The 15,121-nt window shown below is 47.5% G+C and carries 17 protein-coding genes; all 17 read left to right on the top strand.

The window, feature by feature from the left end; translation table 11 throughout:
- The 17 genes from ftsY (at position 1) to topA (ending at position 15,059) form a co-directional block, all read left to right on the top strand.
- On the top strand, positions 1–987 hold the full coding sequence (ftsY, locus tag BTR1S_RS02870) for a signal recognition particle-docking protein FtsY (RefSeq protein ID WP_006638200.1): 987 nt from the start codon (positions 1–3) through the stop codon (positions 985–987).
- Between the two features lie 139 nt (positions 988–1,126).
- Positions 1,127–1,450, top strand: coding sequence for a putative DNA-binding protein (locus tag BTR1S_RS02865; protein WP_006638199.1), 324 nt, complete (start codon positions 1,127–1,129; stop codon positions 1,448–1,450).
- Positions 1,451–1,466: 16 nt separating this feature from the next.
- The gene (ffh, locus tag BTR1S_RS02860) at positions 1,467–2,807 is read left to right on the top strand and encodes a signal recognition particle protein (protein ID WP_006638198.1); all 1,341 of its coding nucleotides are present in this window, start codon (positions 1,467–1,469) and stop codon (positions 2,805–2,807) included.
- 107 nt (positions 2,808–2,914) lie between these two features.
- Positions 2,915–3,187 carry a 30S ribosomal protein S16 gene (rpsP, locus tag BTR1S_RS02855; protein ID WP_006638197.1) on the top strand — a complete coding sequence of 91 codons (273 nt, stop codon included), beginning with the start codon at positions 2,915–2,917 and terminating at the stop codon, positions 3,185–3,187.
- Positions 3,187–3,432 (top strand): KH domain-containing protein, encoded by a 246-nt coding sequence (locus tag BTR1S_RS02850; RefSeq protein ID WP_034325770.1) that lies wholly within the window; start codon positions 3,187–3,189, stop codon positions 3,430–3,432. The genes rpsP and BTR1S_RS02850 overlap by 1 nt, the downstream gene beginning before the upstream one ends.
- 138 nt (positions 3,433–3,570) lie before the next feature.
- Positions 3,571–3,957: a YlqD family protein gene (locus BTR1S_RS02845; RefSeq protein ID WP_006638195.1), complete on the top strand. Its 387-nt coding sequence runs from the start codon at positions 3,571–3,573 to the stop codon at positions 3,955–3,957.
- 4 nt (positions 3,958–3,961) lie between these two features.
- Positions 3,962–4,486, top strand: a complete 525-nt coding sequence (gene rimM, locus BTR1S_RS02840; RefSeq protein ID WP_006638194.1) for a ribosome maturation factor RimM — start codon at positions 3,962–3,964, stop codon at positions 4,484–4,486.
- Positions 4,483–5,214, top strand: coding sequence for a tRNA (guanosine(37)-N1)-methyltransferase TrmD (gene trmD / locus BTR1S_RS02835; RefSeq protein ID WP_029418513.1), 732 nt, complete (start codon positions 4,483–4,485; stop codon positions 5,212–5,214). The genes rimM and trmD overlap by 4 nt, the downstream gene beginning before the upstream one ends.
- Before the next feature lie 135 nt (positions 5,215–5,349).
- Positions 5,350–5,697 (top strand): 50S ribosomal protein L19, encoded by a 348-nt coding sequence (gene rplS / locus BTR1S_RS02830; RefSeq protein WP_003181728.1) that lies wholly within the window; start codon positions 5,350–5,352, stop codon positions 5,695–5,697.
- Between the two features lie 114 nt (positions 5,698–5,811).
- Positions 5,812–6,660: a ribosome biogenesis GTPase YlqF gene (gene ylqF, locus BTR1S_RS02825; RefSeq protein ID WP_006638192.1), complete on the top strand. Its 849-nt coding sequence runs from the start codon at positions 5,812–5,814 to the stop codon at positions 6,658–6,660.
- Between the two features lie 77 nt (positions 6,661–6,737).
- Positions 6,738–7,505, top strand: a complete 768-nt coding sequence (rnhB, locus tag BTR1S_RS02820) for a ribonuclease HII (protein WP_006638191.1) — start codon at positions 6,738–6,740, stop codon at positions 7,503–7,505.
- A 27-nt stretch (positions 7,506–7,532) separates the two neighbouring features.
- Positions 7,533–9,221, top strand: a complete 1,689-nt coding sequence (locus tag BTR1S_RS02815; RefSeq protein ID WP_255265700.1) for a hypothetical protein — start codon at positions 7,533–7,535, stop codon at positions 9,219–9,221.
- Positions 9,218–9,496 (top strand): FlhB-like flagellar biosynthesis protein, encoded by a 279-nt coding sequence (locus BTR1S_RS02810; protein ID WP_006638189.1) that lies wholly within the window; start codon positions 9,218–9,220, stop codon positions 9,494–9,496. The genes BTR1S_RS02815 and BTR1S_RS02810 overlap by 4 nt, the downstream gene beginning before the upstream one ends.
- Positions 9,497–9,672: 176 nt before the next feature.
- On the top strand, positions 9,673–10,833 hold the full coding sequence (gene sucC, locus BTR1S_RS02805; RefSeq protein ID WP_006638188.1) for an ADP-forming succinate--CoA ligase subunit beta: 1,161 nt from the start codon (positions 9,673–9,675) through the stop codon (positions 10,831–10,833).
- Positions 10,834–10,851: 18 nt separating this feature from the next.
- The gene (gene sucD, locus BTR1S_RS02800; RefSeq protein ID WP_006638187.1) at positions 10,852–11,754 is read left to right on the top strand and encodes a succinate--CoA ligase subunit alpha; all 903 of its coding nucleotides are present in this window, start codon (positions 10,852–10,854) and stop codon (positions 11,752–11,754) included.
- A gap of 121 nt (positions 11,755–11,875) precedes the next feature.
- The gene (dprA, locus tag BTR1S_RS02795; RefSeq protein WP_006638186.1) at positions 11,876–12,778 is read left to right on the top strand and encodes a DNA-processing protein DprA; all 903 of its coding nucleotides are present in this window, start codon (positions 11,876–11,878) and stop codon (positions 12,776–12,778) included.
- A gap of 205 nt (positions 12,779–12,983) precedes the next feature.
- Entirely contained in the window at positions 12,984–15,059 is a 2,076-nt protein-coding gene (topA, locus tag BTR1S_RS02790; RefSeq protein WP_029418511.1) for a type I DNA topoisomerase, read from the top strand.
- Positions 15,060–15,121: the final 62 nt, after the last annotated feature.

Here is a 15,121-nt window from a genome sequence, read left to right as displayed (position 1 = left end):
ATGAGCTTTTTTAAAAAATTGAAAGAGAAAATCACAAAGCAGACCGATTCAGTCTCAGGAAAATTTAAAGAAGGGCTCGCCAAAACGAGAAACTCGTTTCAAGAGCGCGTCAATGAACTTGTTTCCCGCTACCGGAAAGTGGATGAAGACTTTTTCGAGGAGCTTGAAGAAGTCCTGATCGGGGCAGATGTCGGCGTGTCAACGGTGATGGAGCTGATTGACGAGCTGAAGCGCGAGGTCAAACTGAGAAACATTCAGGATCCGAAAGAGGTTCAGTCCGTCATTTCGGAAAAGCTTGTCGACATTTATGAAGGCGGGGAGCAGGAAGTTTCCGAGCTCCATGTAGAAGACGGCCGTTTGAACATCATCCTGTTTGTCGGCGTCAACGGCGTCGGTAAAACGACGACGATCGGCAAGCTCGCCCATAAGTTTGTAAAGGAAGGCAAAAACGTTGTCCTTGCGGCCGGGGACACGTTCCGCGCCGGTGCGATCGATCAGCTTGAAGTGTGGGGAGAGCGGGTCGGCGCCCATGTGGTCAAGCAGGCTGAAGGCTCAGATCCCGCGGCCGTCATCTATGATGCCGTCCAAGCCGCCAAAGCGCGCGGCGCCGATGTCCTGCTGTGCGATACGGCGGGGCGTCTGCAAAACAAGGTGAACCTGATGAAGGAGCTTGAAAAAGTAAAGCGGGTCATACAGCGCGAGGTGCCTGATGCGCCTCATGAAGTGCTGCTCGTTTTGGATGCCACAACAGGCCAAAACGCGATGACACAGGCGAAGGAGTTTTCCAAGGCGACGGATGTATCAGGGATTGTTCTGACAAAGCTTGATGGAACGGCAAAAGGCGGAATCGTCCTTGCCATACGCCACGAACTGCGGATTCCCGTCAAGTTTGTCGGCCTCGGAGAAAAAATGGACGACCTCCAGCCGTTTAAAGCCGAGTCATATGTATACGGCCTGTTTTCCGATTTGATCGAGAAAGCCGAGTAGCGTTCCCCCCTCTTCAAAAGAGGGGTCTTTTAAAAAGAGCAGCAAGAAATCATGACAAGATAAAAACTTGACAGATGAAAAAAATCAGCGTAAACTAATGTATCGTAAAGGGATTTGACTTAACAAAGGGGAGAGTCTCATGACGCTTGAAAAAACAACGCGAATGAATTACTTATTTGATTTCTATCAGTCGTTGTTGACATCAAAACAAAAAAGCTACATGTCGCTTTACTATTTGGACGATTTCTCCCTTGGCGAAATAGCTGAAGAATATCATGTCTCAAGACAGGCGGTCTATGATAACATTAAACGGACGGAAGCCATGCTTGAGCAATATGAAGAAAAGCTACTTTTGTTTAAAAAATTTCAAGAGCGCAAAAAGATTTTCGAGCAGCTCAGAGAGCTGACTTCCGGTCAGCCTGAAGCGGCGCAGCTCATAGACGCGCTTGAGAAATTAGATTAGGAGGCGGCACTGAAAAATGGCATTCGAAGGATTAGCCGACCGACTGCAGAAAACGATTTCTAAAATCCGCGGAAAAGGAAAAGTAACGGAACAAGACGTCAAAGAAATGATGCGCGAAGTCCGTTTGGCGCTCCTTGAAGCGGACGTCAACTTTAAAGTCGTCAAAGATTTTGTGAAAAAGGTGAGCGAACGGGCCGTCGGACAGGATGTCATGAAAAGCCTGACGCCCGGACAGCAGGTCATTAAAGTCGTCAAAGAAGAACTGACCGAACTGATGGGCGGCGAAGAAAGCAAAATCGCCGCTGCAAAACGCCCGCCTACCGTCATCATGATGGTCGGTTTGCAAGGGGCCGGTAAAACGACGACGACAGGCAAGCTTGCCAACCTGCTGCGCAAAAAACATAACCGCAACCCGCTGCTCGTGGCGGCGGATATATACCGCCCGGCTGCGATCAAACAGCTGGAAACGCTCGGCAGGCAGCTCGATATGCCGGTGTTCTCGCTCGGAGACCAGGTCAGCCCTGTCGATATTGCCAAGCAGGCGATCGAAAAGGCGAAAGAAGACCACCACGACTATGTGATCATCGACACGGCGGGACGTCTTCATATTGATGAAGAGCTGATGGATGAGCTGAAAAAGGTAAAAGAAACAAGTCAGCCGGACGAAATTTTCCTTGTCGTCGATTCCATGACGGGGCAAGATGCGGTAAACGTCGCCAAAAGCTTCAACGAGCAGCTTGGTGTGACAGGCGTCATCCTCACAAAGCTGGACGGCGATACGAGAGGCGGAGCGGCCTTGTCGATCCGCGCCGTGACAAATACGCCGATCAAATTTGCCGGTCTCGGCGAAAAGCTTGACGCGCTTGAGCCGTTCCATCCAGAGCGGATGGCTTCGAGGATTCTCGGAATGGGCGATGTGCTCACTCTGATCGAAAAAGCCCAGGCCAATGTGGATGAAGAAAAGGCGAAAGAGCTTGAGCAAAAAATGAAAACGATGAGCTTCACCCTTGACGACTTTTTGGAACAGCTCGGGCAAGTCCGCAATATGGGACCGCTTGATGAACTGATCCAAATGATGCCAGGCGCAGGCAAAATGAAAGGCTTAAAAAACGTCAAGGTTGACGAAAAACAGCTCAGCCACGTGGAAGCGATCATCAAATCGATGACAGGAAAAGAAAAAGAGCAGCCTGAAATCATCAATGCCAGCAGGCGCAAGCGGATTGCGAAAGGAAGCGGAACATCCGTCCAGGAAGTCAACCGTCTTTTAAAGCAATTTGAAGAAATGAAAAAAATGATGAAGCAAATGACAAACATGACAAAAGGGAAGAAAAAAGGATTTAAATTGCCCTTCATGTAAACCTGTTTTCACATGATAAAACCGTTGTTAAGAAAAAACACTTTACAAACACTTTTATCATTGTTAATATACTATCTTGTTGAAATATTTTCGGAGGTGCTAGTAAAATGGCAGTAAAAATTCGTTTAAAACGTATGGGAGCTAAAAAATCTCCTTTCTATCGTATTGTTGTAGCAGATTCTCGTTCACCGCGTGACGGCCGTTTCATCGAAACAGTCGGAACTTACAACCCGGTGGCAAAACCGGCTGAAGTGAAAATCGATGAAGAGCTTGCGCTGAAATGGCTTCAAACAGGGGCTAAACCGTCTGACACGGTTCGCAACCTTTTCTCAAAAGAAGGCATTATGGAAAAATTCCACAACGCTAAACAAAGCAAGTAATGAGTGATCTGCACTTGGAAGAACTGATTGTATCATTGGTCAAACCGCTTGTGGATCACCCGGATGATATCCAGGTATTAAAAGAAGAAAATGATCAGCGGATCATGTTCCGCCTTTCTGTCAACAGAGAGGATACCGGTAAAGTCATCGGAAAAAAAGGGCGGACTGCAAGAGCGATACGTTCCGTCGTATTTGCGGCCGGCGCACAGTCTTCTAAGAAAGTTCAACTAGAGATCGCAGACTAAGGGGAGAGGGTGAAAACCTCCCCCTTTTTTATCATGAGAGAAAAATAGAAACAGATGAACGATTCCGGATGGCCGGCTAAACGCCATGCCGCCAGATGTCAGGGAAGGAAAAATCACGGGACAGTAGGTGATGATGCCATGCAGATTATCCAACGTGTTACCGTCATGCAGGTTTTAACCGAAAACAGCAAAAAAAAGCTGTTGGCTTCTTTTGAAGAAAGAAAAGAAATCCTTGAGCGCGAATGCAATCAGCTTTATTTTCAGCTCAGAAAACACGAAAAAGAGCACCACAATCCGGCGGCAACCGAATCATTCAAAAAAGAGATTGAAAAGCGCCAGGATAAAATCAAAATGATCGCATTTCAAATCAATCAGATCCATACGCTCCCGCTTGGCAGCGAAGTGAAAGAAAAAGAGATTGAAGCTTTAATGGACATTGAAGTTGGCGACAATTGGCATGATGTGACAGCAGGTAAAACAATTGTGATTAAAGACGGAATCGTCATTGAAATTCGTCCGAGGTGAAGAAATGCAGAAACAATGGTTTAATGTAGGGAAAATTGTTAATACTCATGGAGTAAAAGGTGAAGTTCGCGTGATTTCCAAAACCGACTTTCCCGAAGAACGGTACAAGCCGGGAAACACGCTCTATTTGTTCATGGAAGGAAAGGATGAGCCCGTTCAGGTGACCGTCGGCTCGCACAGGCTTCACAAACAGTTTCATCTTTTGCAATTCAAAGAGATCTCCACTTTAACGGAAGCCGAAACATTAAAAAACGCTTTGATTAAAGTTCCCGAAGACCAATTAAGCCCATTGGCGGAAGACGAATATTACTTTCATGAAATCATCGGCTGTGACGTTTTCTCAGAAGAAGGAGATCCAATCGGCAAAGTCAAAGAAATTTTAACCCCCGGTGCAAACGATGTCTGGGTCGTGGGGCGCCCGGGGAAAAAAGACGCGCTGATCCCTTATATCGACGCCGTCGTCAAAAACATCAACATCAAAGACAAAACGATCAAGATTCATATCATGGAAGGATTACTTGACGAATGAGAATTGATTTTTTAACGCTTTTTCCGGAGATGTTTGAAGGTGTGCTGGGCTCATCCATTCTGCAGAAAGCCCAGGAAAAGAACGCCGTCCGTTTTCATGTGGTGAATTTTCGGGCGTATTCCCACAATAAGCATCAAACGGTCGACGATTATCCATACGGCGGAGGTGCGGGGATGGTGTTGAAGCCGCAGCCCGTTTTTGATGCGGTCGAAAAGCTGACCGCCGAAGCCGGAACATCCCCGAGAATCGTCCTTGTCTGCCCCCAAGGCGAGCGCTATACGCAGAAAAAGGCGGAAGAGCTCGCAAAAGAGGATCATTTAATGTTTATTTGCGGCCATTATGAAGGGTATGATGAACGGATCAGAGAGCACATTGCCACAGACGAGATTTCAATCGGAGACTTCGTTCTGACGGGCGGAGAGCTGCCGGCTATGATGATAGCCGACAGCGTCGTCAGGCTGCTGCCGGGAGTGCTTGGCAAGGAAGAGTCGCACCTTGAGGATTCTTTCAGCACAGGGCTGCTCGAACACCCGCATTACACGCGGCCGGCGGATTATAAAGGATGGAAGGTCCCGGAGGTCCTCACATCAGGAAATCACGCAAAAATAAAAGAGTGGAGGCGGAAAGAGTCTCTCAAACGGACATTTTTGCGGCGACCTGACCTTCTCGAGCATTATCCATTGTCAGATGAAGAAAGAAAATGGATTTCAGAATGGGAAAACAGCTAGATTCTATTGCATGGCGGGAAAAGGTATGGTATGATACTACTTGTGACTTGAACGGGGTTTCCGTTTGAGTTTGAAAACGATGTTCCGCTGTGCCGATATGAGCCCAAGAGCATCTGTTGGAAGGAGTTGAAGACGATGCAAAAATTGATTGAAGAAATCACAAAAGAACAATTGCGCACTGATTTGCCTGCGTTCCGTCCTGGCGACACTCTCCGTGTACACGTGAAAGTTGTCGAGGGTAACCGTGAGCGTATTCAGGTTTTTGAAGGTGTTGTGATTAAGCGTCGTGGTGGCGGAATCAGCGAAACTTTCACAGTTCGTAAGATTTCTTACGGTGTCGGAGTTGAGCGTACATTCCCATTACACACACCAAAAATCGCGAAAATCGAAGTTGTCCGTCATGGTAAAGTACGCCGTGCGAAACTTTATTACTTGCGTGAACTTCGTGGAAAAGCGGCTCGTATTAAAGAAATCAGACGATAATGATAACGAACGAAAAGAGCTTGTTAACCATAACAAGCTCTTTTTTTGTAAAAGAAGTATAAAATCATTCTGCCTTTTAAAAGATAGCAGTAACAGAAGGAAGGTGTCCGTCACATGGTAATTCAATGGTTTCCCGGGCATATGGCCAAGGCAAGGCGGGAAGTAACGGAAAAGCTTAAACTGATCGACATTGTATATGAACTGGTAGACGCCAGAATCCCGATGTCTTCGAGGAATCCGATGATTGAGGACATCCTCAAAAACAAACCGAGAATCATGCTGCTCAATAAAGCGGATAAAGCGGATTCCGCGGTGACAAACGAGTGGAAAAAACATTTTGAGGCCGACGGGATTCCCTCGCTTGCGATCAACTCTGTCAACGGACAGGGCTTAAATCAAATTTTGCCGGCCTCAAAAGAGCTGCTCAAAGAAAAATTTGATAAAATGAAAGCAAAAGGCGTGAAACCACGGGCGATCCGGGCATTGATCGTCGGCATTCCAAACGTCGGAAAATCGACTTTGATCAACCGGCTCGCAAAAAAAAATATTGCGAAAACCGGCGACAGGCCCGGAGTGACGACTGCACAGCAATGGGTAAAAGTCGGAAAAGAGCTTGAGCTCCTCGATACGCCGGGTATTTTATGGCCGAAGTTTGAGGACGAGCTCGTCGGATTAAAACTGGCGGCAACGGGCGCGATAAAAGATTCGATCATCAATTTGCAGGATGTCGCGGTTTTCGGCTTGCGCTTTTTGGAAGAGCACTATCCCGAACGCTTAAAAAAGCGCTATGATTTAGCGGAAATTCCGGAAGAGATCGTAGAGCTGTTTGATGAGATCGGCAAAAAACGCGGCTGTCTCATGGCAGGCGGCGAGATTAATTACGATAAAACGACAGAAGTCATCATCAGGGATATCCGCACTGAAAAATTCGGCCCGCTCTCTTTTGAAAAGCCTGCAGACTAAAAAGGCGCGCTTTAAAAGAGGCGGGTCTTTATTTTTATAGGAGAAGCGCCGATAAGAAACATAGGGGAGAAGTGAAAGTGAAAACATTAACCGTAAAGGAAATTAAAGAACATCTTCAATCGGTGAAAGATGAATACGACCCTTTTATCGAGCAGTGCAAACAAGATGAGCGGAAAAGCGTTCAGGCGCTCATCAACGCATGGCTGAAGAAAAACCAAAGGCTTTCGGCCATGCGGGAAGCATGGCAAGCGATGACGGCATTTGAGCGGTCGCTGAAGGCAGAGGGCTATCGGTATATTGCGGGGATCGACGAAGCCGGCAGGGGCCCTTTGGCAGGACCGGTCGTGGCCGCCGCCGTCATCTTAAAAGAAGACTGCGAGATATTGGGTTTGACGGATTCCAAGAAACTGTCAAAGCAGAAAAGGGAAGATTACTATTCGTTCATAATGGAAGAAGCGCTTGCTGTCGGCGTCGGAATAGCGGATGCAGCCAGGATTGATGAAGTGAATATTTACGAGGCATCAAAGCTGGCGATGATAAAAGCTGTTCAAGCGCTGTCCGCAGCTCCCGATTATTTGTTAATAGACGCGATGTCACTTCCTTTGGAAACAAAGCAGTCATCGATTATAAAAGGAGACGCGAAAAGCGCATCGATCGCTGCCGGCGCATGCATTGCCAAAGTGACGAGGGACAGGCTTATGGAGGAATATGCTGCAAAATATCCGCTGTACGGATTTGAAAACCATAAAGGCTACGGCACGAAGGAACACCTTGCAGCCCTTGCCAAATATGGACCGTCGCCCATTCACCGAAGATCGTTCGCCCCTGTTCAAGCCTATTTATAAATCCGAAAAGGGGGCAGGATGCTGATGATGCTGAACGACATACATAACAGCTTGATTAAACAATTTGAAAAGTCGGATTCTCTCCAGCGGATGACTGGGACAGAGACGGACCAGAAACGGCTGATGCTCGGCAAAGTTCTCCGTTTCATCAGCGGGGAGTTCGCCGAAATCCAAATCGGCAATACGAAATGGCAGGGAAAACTGGAAACACCGCTTGCCGCAAATACATACTACTGGTTTTCCTATGAGAAGAAGCCGGGTGAACAGACAGGCAGGCTCCAGGTCGTCGAGGCTTTTGACAAAAATCCGAAGACAATGCAGGAAGCAGCTGTAAAGCTGTTAAACGGTCTCTCATTGAAAAGAACGAAGGAAGCCCTATTCCTGGTCGGATCGCTGCTGAAAGAGCAGCAGCCCATCAGGGAAAACGATTTAAAGGCCGCTGTCAAATGGCTTGAAAATCTGCCGAAAGCAGAGGCGCAAAAAGGCGCGGACGCCGTTATGTTCGCGCTGAAACGCGAGCTCCCGATCCATCCGGGCGTGCTGAATTCGATCTTGGCCGTGAAAGAACCGGTTCCCCTGCACAACCAGATCGCCAAAGCCTTTGACATGATCAGCAGAGAACCGCAGCAGACGGCTGGTTTGGAGAAGCTGAAACAAGCGCTGTTGTCGATTATACAAGCGGAGACCGATGTTCAGGGTGAAAAGGTTGTTCAGGCGTTGAGAGAGCTGGCGGGAGCGGCGGCGAAAGAACCGCAGCAGACCGCCCAGCCTCTCCGGCCGGCTGTTGCAGCCGAACGGGATTTCCCTCAGCAAATGCCGCCGTTCAAACCGGCGGGAGCTGAAACGGCAGCGGTTCAGCCGAAATCGCAGGGGCCGGAAGCCGCTGCGGCAGAAGGACTGCTCGCGAAACTGGCCGCTCAGGCTGAACAGAACGGGACACACGCCGTCAAAGAAGCGGTGAACTGGATCAAAGCAGCTGAAGCGAAACAGCCTTTGCGGCTTCCGGCCGGCCTGGGCGCATTGTCGGAAAAAGAGGCGGAAATATTGCAGAATATTATCAGGGATACAGCGCCTTCTTTGACGAATAAAGCGGATGTGCTCTCCCTTCTCATTAAAACGAAAGACCTTTTCGGCGTCAAAGATGAGCTGACGCTTATGAAAGCGATTGAAAACGGAGGAGCATTAAAGGATCAAGGTTTGCATTCGCTGAAAATGGTACTGAATGAGGCGAGGCATTCGCAGGAGCTTTCTGCGCCTCTCAAACAGGAAGCTGAGCAGATGTTTCACCGCTTGAACGGCCAGCTGTTTCTGCAGCAGGACCAGTCAGCGCAAAGCCAGCTTTTTCTTTCGTATCCTCTCTTTTCAAAGCACGGTGTTCAGGACTTGACGGTTTTCTTAAAGGGAAAAAAGAAGGATGACGGAAAAATCGACCCTTCCCAATGCCGCCTCATGTTTTATCTGCAATTGGAGGGGCTGAAGGAAACGGTTGTCGATTGCTTTATCCAGCAAAACGTCATGACGGTGTCAATTGAGACCGGGTTTGATTTGGAGCCGCTCATTGAACCTCTCATCCCCCGTCTGAAAGAAAATCTGAAAGAGCTTGGCTACAGCTTGTCAAGCGTTACGGCGAAAAAGCGGGAGAGCCTTGAACTCGCGCCGTTTTTGGAACGTGAGTTTGAACAGGCTGCAGAAGGCGTACTGGATGTGAAAATATGAAGGAATCTCTATTGAGAAGGGCTGTCGCGCTTCACTATGATGAAATGAAAGACAAGGCTCCGAAAGTGGTTGCCAAAGGATCGGGTCTTACGGCCGAAAAGATCATTGAAGAAGCGAAAAAAGCCGGTGTTCCGATTCAGGAGGATCCGACGCTTGTCGAATTGATGCGCCATTTGGAGCTTGACGATCATATCCCGGAAGAGCTTTATGAAATCGTTGCCGAGATCTTTTCGTTCATCTATACATTGGATGAAAAAATGAAAAAGAGGGAATGACCTTTGCGAAAAAGGCATTCCCTTTATTAATTTTTATATTTTCAATAAAATAAAAGTTTGAATGTTTAGAAGGATTTTACGATTTCTCATCGAAACCTAGACAATCGTTCTATGATTATATAAAATGAAAGCGCAGTCTATTTTTATTTTTGCTACATAAGTTAGGAGGATGGGAAATGAATATCCATGAGTACCAAGGGAAAGAGGTCCTCAGAAAATACGGAGTGGCTGTTCCGGAAGGTAAAGTGGCATTTACAGCTGATGAAGCGGTCAAAGCAGCAGAATCACTGTCAAGCTCGGTTTATGTCGTGAAAGCTCAAATTCACGCAGGCGGCCGCGGCAAGGCAGGCGGGGTAAAAATTGCAAAATCAAAAGACGAAGTAAAGGCCTATGCGGATGAGTTATTGGGGAAAACGCTTGTCACGCATCAGACAGGTCCTGATGGCCAAGAAATAAAACGCTTACTTATTGAAGAAGGCTGCGATATTAAAAAGGAATACTATGTCGGGCTTGTTCTTGACAGAGCGACATCGCGCATCGTGCTGATGGCTTCTGAAGAAGGCGGAACAGAGATCGAGGAAGTCGCCGAAAAAACGCCGGAAAAAATCGTCAAGACGGTCATTGATCCGGCTGTCGGACTGCAAAGCTACCAGGCGAGAAAAATCGCTTTCGCCATCAATATTCCAAAAGAACTGGTCGGCCAGGCGGTTAAATTCATGATGGGCCTGTACCGGGCTTTTGTTGAAAAAGACTGTTCCATTGCCGAAATCAATCCGCTCGTTGTAACGGGTGACGGGAAAGTCATGGCGCTTGACGCCAAGCTTAATTTCGACAGCAATGCCCTATACAGGCAAAAAGACATATTGGAATACAGGGATCTTGATGAAGAAGATCCAAAGGAAATAGAAGCATCAAAATATGACTTAAGCTATATTTCACTCGATGGAAACATCGGCTGCATGGTCAACGGAGCGGGACTTGCGATGTCGACCATGGACATCATTAAACACTATGGAGGAGAACCGGCAAACTTTCTTGACGTAGGAGGCGGCGCAACAGCCGAAAAGGTAACCGAGGCATTCAAAATCATTTTGTCTGATCAAAATGTCAAAGGGATCTTCGTCAATATTTTCGGCGGCATCATGAAGTGCGACGTGATTGCCGAAGGTGTTGTGGAAGCGACAAAACAAGTCGGGCTGACATTGCCGCTTGTCGTTCGTTTGGAAGGAACGAATGTGGATCTCGGCAAGAAGATCCTCGATGATTCAGGGCTCAACATTACGTCTGCGGAATCAATGGCTGACGGCGCGCAGAAAATCGTATCCTTAGTGAAGTAAGAAAGGCAGGGGACCAAAATGAGTGTATTTATTAATAAAGACACAAAAGTCATCGTTCAGGGGATTACAGGTTCAACCGCTTTGTTTCATACAAAGCAGATGCTTGAATACGGAACGAAAATTGTCGGCGGCGTAACGCCGGGCAAAGGCGGAACAGAAGTTGAAGGAGTGCCTGTGTTCAATACGGTGGAAGACGCGGTAAAAGCAACGGGAGCGACTGCATCTGTTATTTATGTGCCGGCGGCTTTTGCGGCAGATGCGATTATGGAAGCCGTGGACGCGGAGCTGGAGCTTGTCATCTGCATCACCGAACACATTCCGGTGCTTGACATGGTAAAAGTGAAGCGGGTTATGGAAGGCAAAAAAACACGGCTGATCGGACCGAACTGTCCGGGTGTCATCACGCCTGAGGAATGCAAAATCGGCATCATGCCGGGGTATATCCATAAAAAAGGCCATGTCGGCGTTGTGTCGCGGTCTGGAACGCTTACATATGAAGCGGTTCATCAGCTTTCCGAAGCCGGCATCGGCCAGTCGACGGCAGTCGGCATCGGCGGAGACCCTGTAAACGGCACGAACTTCATCGATGTGTTAAAAGCATTTAATGAAGATCCTGAAACACATGCCGTGATCATGATCGGGGAAATCGGCGGAACGGCTGAAGAAGAAGCGGCTGAATGGGTGAAGGCAAACATGACCAAACCTGTCGTCGGCTTTATCGGCGGAAAAACGGCGCCTCCAGGAAAGCGTATGGGCCATGCCGGCGCGATCATTTCAGGAGGAAAAGGCACGGCTGACGAAAAGATCAAAACGATGAACGCCTGCGGAATCGAAGTTGCGGAAACACCTTCAGTCATGGGCGAGACGCTCATTAAAGTGTTAAAGGAAAAAGGCCTTTACGAGACCTGCAAGACTCATTGACGGCCGATATCGCGGGAATAGTCCGAATGGTCTATTCCTGCTTTTTTCATCATGGAGATATCGTATGATACTTTCAAAAAACAGAATTATTTTTCTGAAAAATCAAGCTGGAGGTTTTTGAATGAATGATCAGAGCGAGCTGTTGATTTTGCTCCGCCTGTACGGAATCCTTTCGCCTTCCCTGTTATCCAAATGGTGGAAGGAAGATCCTTCTTTATCGCTTTCAGAAGAAACATCCCATCCTCTAAAAAAGCTGTCAAATGAAAAGATCAGTGCAAGCTCCATCCGTAAGCTCGCCGAAAAAGAGCTTCCAAAAGCAAAACGGCTGATAAAAACCTACAGCGATAACGGAATCGGCATGATCGCGATTTCGTCCCCTGACTATCCAGCCTGTCTGAAAACGATTCACGATCCGCCCCCCGTTCTTTTTTTAAAAGGAAAGAAAACGTTTCTTAATGAAAACCGCCTTATCGGTATCGTGGGTACCCGAGATCCTTCATCATACGGAAAAAGCGTTGTCCGCCACCTTGCCGGGGAGCTCAGCAATAAAGACTGGACGATCGTCAGCGGGCTCGCAAAAGGGATTGACGGTCTTGCCCACAAGGAGACCATCCGTACAAACGGAAAAACGATCGGCGTCATCGCCGGCGGATTCGACCACATATATCCCCGTGAAAACCGTCTTCTTGCCCGGCACATGGCGGAAAGTCATTTGCTGGTGTCAGAGCACCTTCCCCATATAAAACCTCAAAAATGGCACTTTCCGATGAGAAATCGGCTGATCAGCGGCTTAACCGAAGGAATCGTTGTCATTCAAGGCAAAGAAAGAAGCGGCTCGCTCATTACCGCCTATCAGGCGCTGGAACAGGGAAGAGAGGTATTTGCGGTGCCGGGTTCAATTTTTGACCAGAACTCCCAAGGCCCGGCCAGATTGATCCAGGAAGGGGCGAAACTTGTAGCCGGCATTGATGACATTCTCGACGAACTTCCGGGTTTTAAAGTGCAATATACGGATCCTGTTTAGAATTATCGTTTGACAAACCGTATACGAATATTTAATAATAGTGAGGATTTCAAGTTTAAACGCTTTAATCGGCGTTCATCATATAGAAGGATAAAAATCAGACACTTTCATTAACAATAAAGACTATATAAACGACGATTATGCTGAATACAATAAAAAGGCTAAATTGAAAAGAGAGAGAACACCTCTTGAGGGGGATAATGTTATGTCCGAATACTTAGTCATCGTGGAATCGCCTGCAAAGGCAAAAACGATTGAACGATACTTAGGAAAAAAATACAAAGTGAAAGCATCGATGGGGCATGTCAGAGATCTGCCGAAAAGCCAAATGGGAGTTGACATCGAGCGGAACTTTGAACCAAAATACATTACGATTCGCGGAAAAGGTCCGGTTCTGAAGGAATTAAAGACGGCTGCGAAAAAAGCGAAAAAAGTCTATCTCGCAGCCGACCCCGACAGGGAAGGGGAAGCCATTGCATGGCACCTTGCCCACAGTCTTGATTTAGATTTAAATTCAGACTGCCGCGTCGTATTTAATGAAATCACAAAAGACGCGATCAAAGATTCGTTTAAGCATCCGCGCATGATCAATATGGATCTTGTTGATGCACAGCAGGCGAGAAGGGTCCTTGACCGTCTTGTCGGCTATAAAATCAGTCCGATTTTATGGAAAAAGGTCAAAAAAGGTTTAAGCGCCGGACGCGTTCAGTCTGTCGCGCTCCGCTTGATCATTGACCGCGAAAAAGAAATCAACGAATTTAAGCCTGAAGAGTACTGGACGATTGAAGGCTCTTTCCTAAAAGGAAAAGAAACATTTGAAGCCAGCTTCTTCGGAATACGGGGCGAGAAGCATCCGCTCAAAAGCGAAGATGATGTAAAACAAATCCTTTCACAGATCAAAGGGAACAAATTTGCAGTCACAAAGGTTACGAAAAAAGAGCGGAAACGAAACCCGGCTCTGCCGTTTACGACTTCAACCTTGCAGCAGGAAGCTGCGCGCAAGCTGAATTTCCGGGCGAAGAAAACGATGATGATCGCCCAGCAGTTATATGAAGGAATCGATCTCGGCAAAGAGGGAACGGTCGGGTTAATCACTTATATGAGAACGGATTCAACCCGGATCTCAAATACTGCTCAAGAAGAAGCAGCTTCTTTTATCGGCAAAAACTACGGAAAAGAATTTTTGGGAAGCAAACGAAAGCCTGCCAAAAAAAATGAAAACGCCCAGGATGCCCATGAAGCCATCAGACCGACTTCAGTGCTGAGGAAACCTGCTGATCTGAAAGCTGTATTGGGCAGAGACCAGCTTCGCCTTTATAAGCTGATCTGGGAGCGCTTTGTTGCAAGCCAAATGGCCCCGGCCACTTTGGATACGATGAGCGTAGACCTTGAAAACAACGGATTGACATTTCGGGCGAACGGCAGTAAAGTCAAATTTTCAGGTTTTATGAAGGTGTATGTTGAAGGCAAAGATGATCAAATGGAGGAAAAGAACAAAATGCTCCCTGATTTAACTGAAGGGGATACCGTTCTTTCCAAGGACATTGAGCCTGAACAGCACTTCACACAGCCGCCTCCGCGCTATACGGAAGCAAGGCTCGTCAAAACCCTTGAAGAGCTGGGCATCGGGCGTCCGTCGACTTACGCGCCTACGCTGGACACCATACAAAAACGGGGATATGTGGCGCTCGATAATAAACGCTTTTTGCCGACGGAGCTCGGTGAAATCGTACTCGAACTGATCATGGAGTTTTTCCCGGAAATCATCAACGTCGAGTTCACGGCCAAAATGGAAAAAGAGCTTGACGATGTCGAAGACGGGAACATCCAATGGGTGCAAATCATCGATTCCTTTTACAAGGACTTTGAAAAGCGTGTGGAAAAAGCGGAAGCCGAGATGCAGGAAGTCGAAATCGAACCCGAATATGCGGGCGTCGACTGTGAGAATTGCGGCCACCCGATGGTGTATAAAATGGGCCGCTACGGCAAATTCATGGCCTGCTCCAATTTCCCCGACTGCCGCAATACGAAGCCGATCGTCAAAGAAATCGGCGTCAAATGCCCGTCCTGCAAAACCGGAAACATCGTTGAGCGGAAATCGAAAAAACGCCGCATCTTTTACGGCTGTGACCGTTACCCTGAATGCGAATTCGTGTCATGGGATAAACCGCTTGAGCGCAAATGTCCGAAATGCGGGGACATGCTTGTTGAGAAAAAGCTCAAAAAAGGCGTTCAGGTGCAATGCGCGGGCTGCGATTATAAGGAAGAACAACAAAAGTAGCGGTGAGCAGGGCTTTGCTCACCTTCTTTGTTGTGTTAAAAGAACAATTCAATTCATAAATT

It is taken from the genome of Bacillus sonorensis NBRC 101234 = KCTC 13918, from assembly GCF_001592005.1.
Lineage (GTDB): Bacteria > Bacillota > Bacilli > Bacillales > Bacillaceae > Bacillus > Bacillus sonorensis.
Note: the sequence above shows the minus strand (reverse complement) of the source record. Positions and strands in the feature narration are given on the sequence as shown.

What these genes read in the sequence shown, in the direction of transcription:
- BTR1S_RS02865 (WP_006638199.1), top strand. Translation starts at nt 1,127, where the DNA reads ATGACGCTTGAAAAAACAACGCGAATGAATTACTTATTTGATTTCTAT.
- BTR1S_RS02850 (WP_034325770.1), top strand. Translation starts at nt 3,187, where the DNA reads ATGAGTGATCTGCACTTGGAAGAACTGATTGTATCATTGGTCAAACCG.
- rimM (WP_006638194.1), top strand. Translation starts at nt 3,962, where the DNA reads ATGCAGAAACAATGGTTTAATGTAGGGAAAATTGTTAATACTCATGGA.
- ylqF (WP_006638192.1), top strand. Translation starts at nt 5,812, where the DNA reads ATGGTAATTCAATGGTTTCCCGGGCATATGGCCAAGGCAAGGCGGGAA.
- rplS (WP_003181728.1), top strand. Translation starts at nt 5,350, where the DNA reads ATGCAAAAATTGATTGAAGAAATCACAAAAGAACAATTGCGCACTGAT.
- ftsY (WP_006638200.1), top strand. Translation starts at nt 1, where the DNA reads ATGAGCTTTTTTAAAAAATTGAAAGAGAAAATCACAAAGCAGACCGAT.
- dprA (WP_006638186.1), top strand. Translation starts at nt 11,876, where the DNA reads ATGAATGATCAGAGCGAGCTGTTGATTTTGCTCCGCCTGTACGGAATC.
- BTR1S_RS02845 (WP_006638195.1), top strand. Translation starts at nt 3,571, where the DNA reads ATGCAGATTATCCAACGTGTTACCGTCATGCAGGTTTTAACCGAAAAC.
- BTR1S_RS02810 (WP_006638189.1), top strand. Translation starts at nt 9,218, where the DNA reads ATGAAGGAATCTCTATTGAGAAGGGCTGTCGCGCTTCACTATGATGAA.
- sucC (WP_006638188.1), top strand. Translation starts at nt 9,673, where the DNA reads ATGAATATCCATGAGTACCAAGGGAAAGAGGTCCTCAGAAAATACGGA.
- rpsP (WP_006638197.1), top strand. Translation starts at nt 2,915, where the DNA reads ATGGCAGTAAAAATTCGTTTAAAACGTATGGGAGCTAAAAAATCTCCT.
- BTR1S_RS02815 (WP_255265700.1), top strand. Translation starts at nt 7,533, where the DNA reads ATGCTGAACGACATACATAACAGCTTGATTAAACAATTTGAAAAGTCG.
- topA (WP_029418511.1), top strand. Translation starts at nt 12,984, where the DNA reads ATGTCCGAATACTTAGTCATCGTGGAATCGCCTGCAAAGGCAAAAACG.
- trmD (WP_029418513.1), top strand. Translation starts at nt 4,483, where the DNA reads ATGAGAATTGATTTTTTAACGCTTTTTCCGGAGATGTTTGAAGGTGTG.
- sucD (WP_006638187.1), top strand. Translation starts at nt 10,852, where the DNA reads ATGAGTGTATTTATTAATAAAGACACAAAAGTCATCGTTCAGGGGATT.
- ffh (WP_006638198.1), top strand. Translation starts at nt 1,467, where the DNA reads ATGGCATTCGAAGGATTAGCCGACCGACTGCAGAAAACGATTTCTAAA.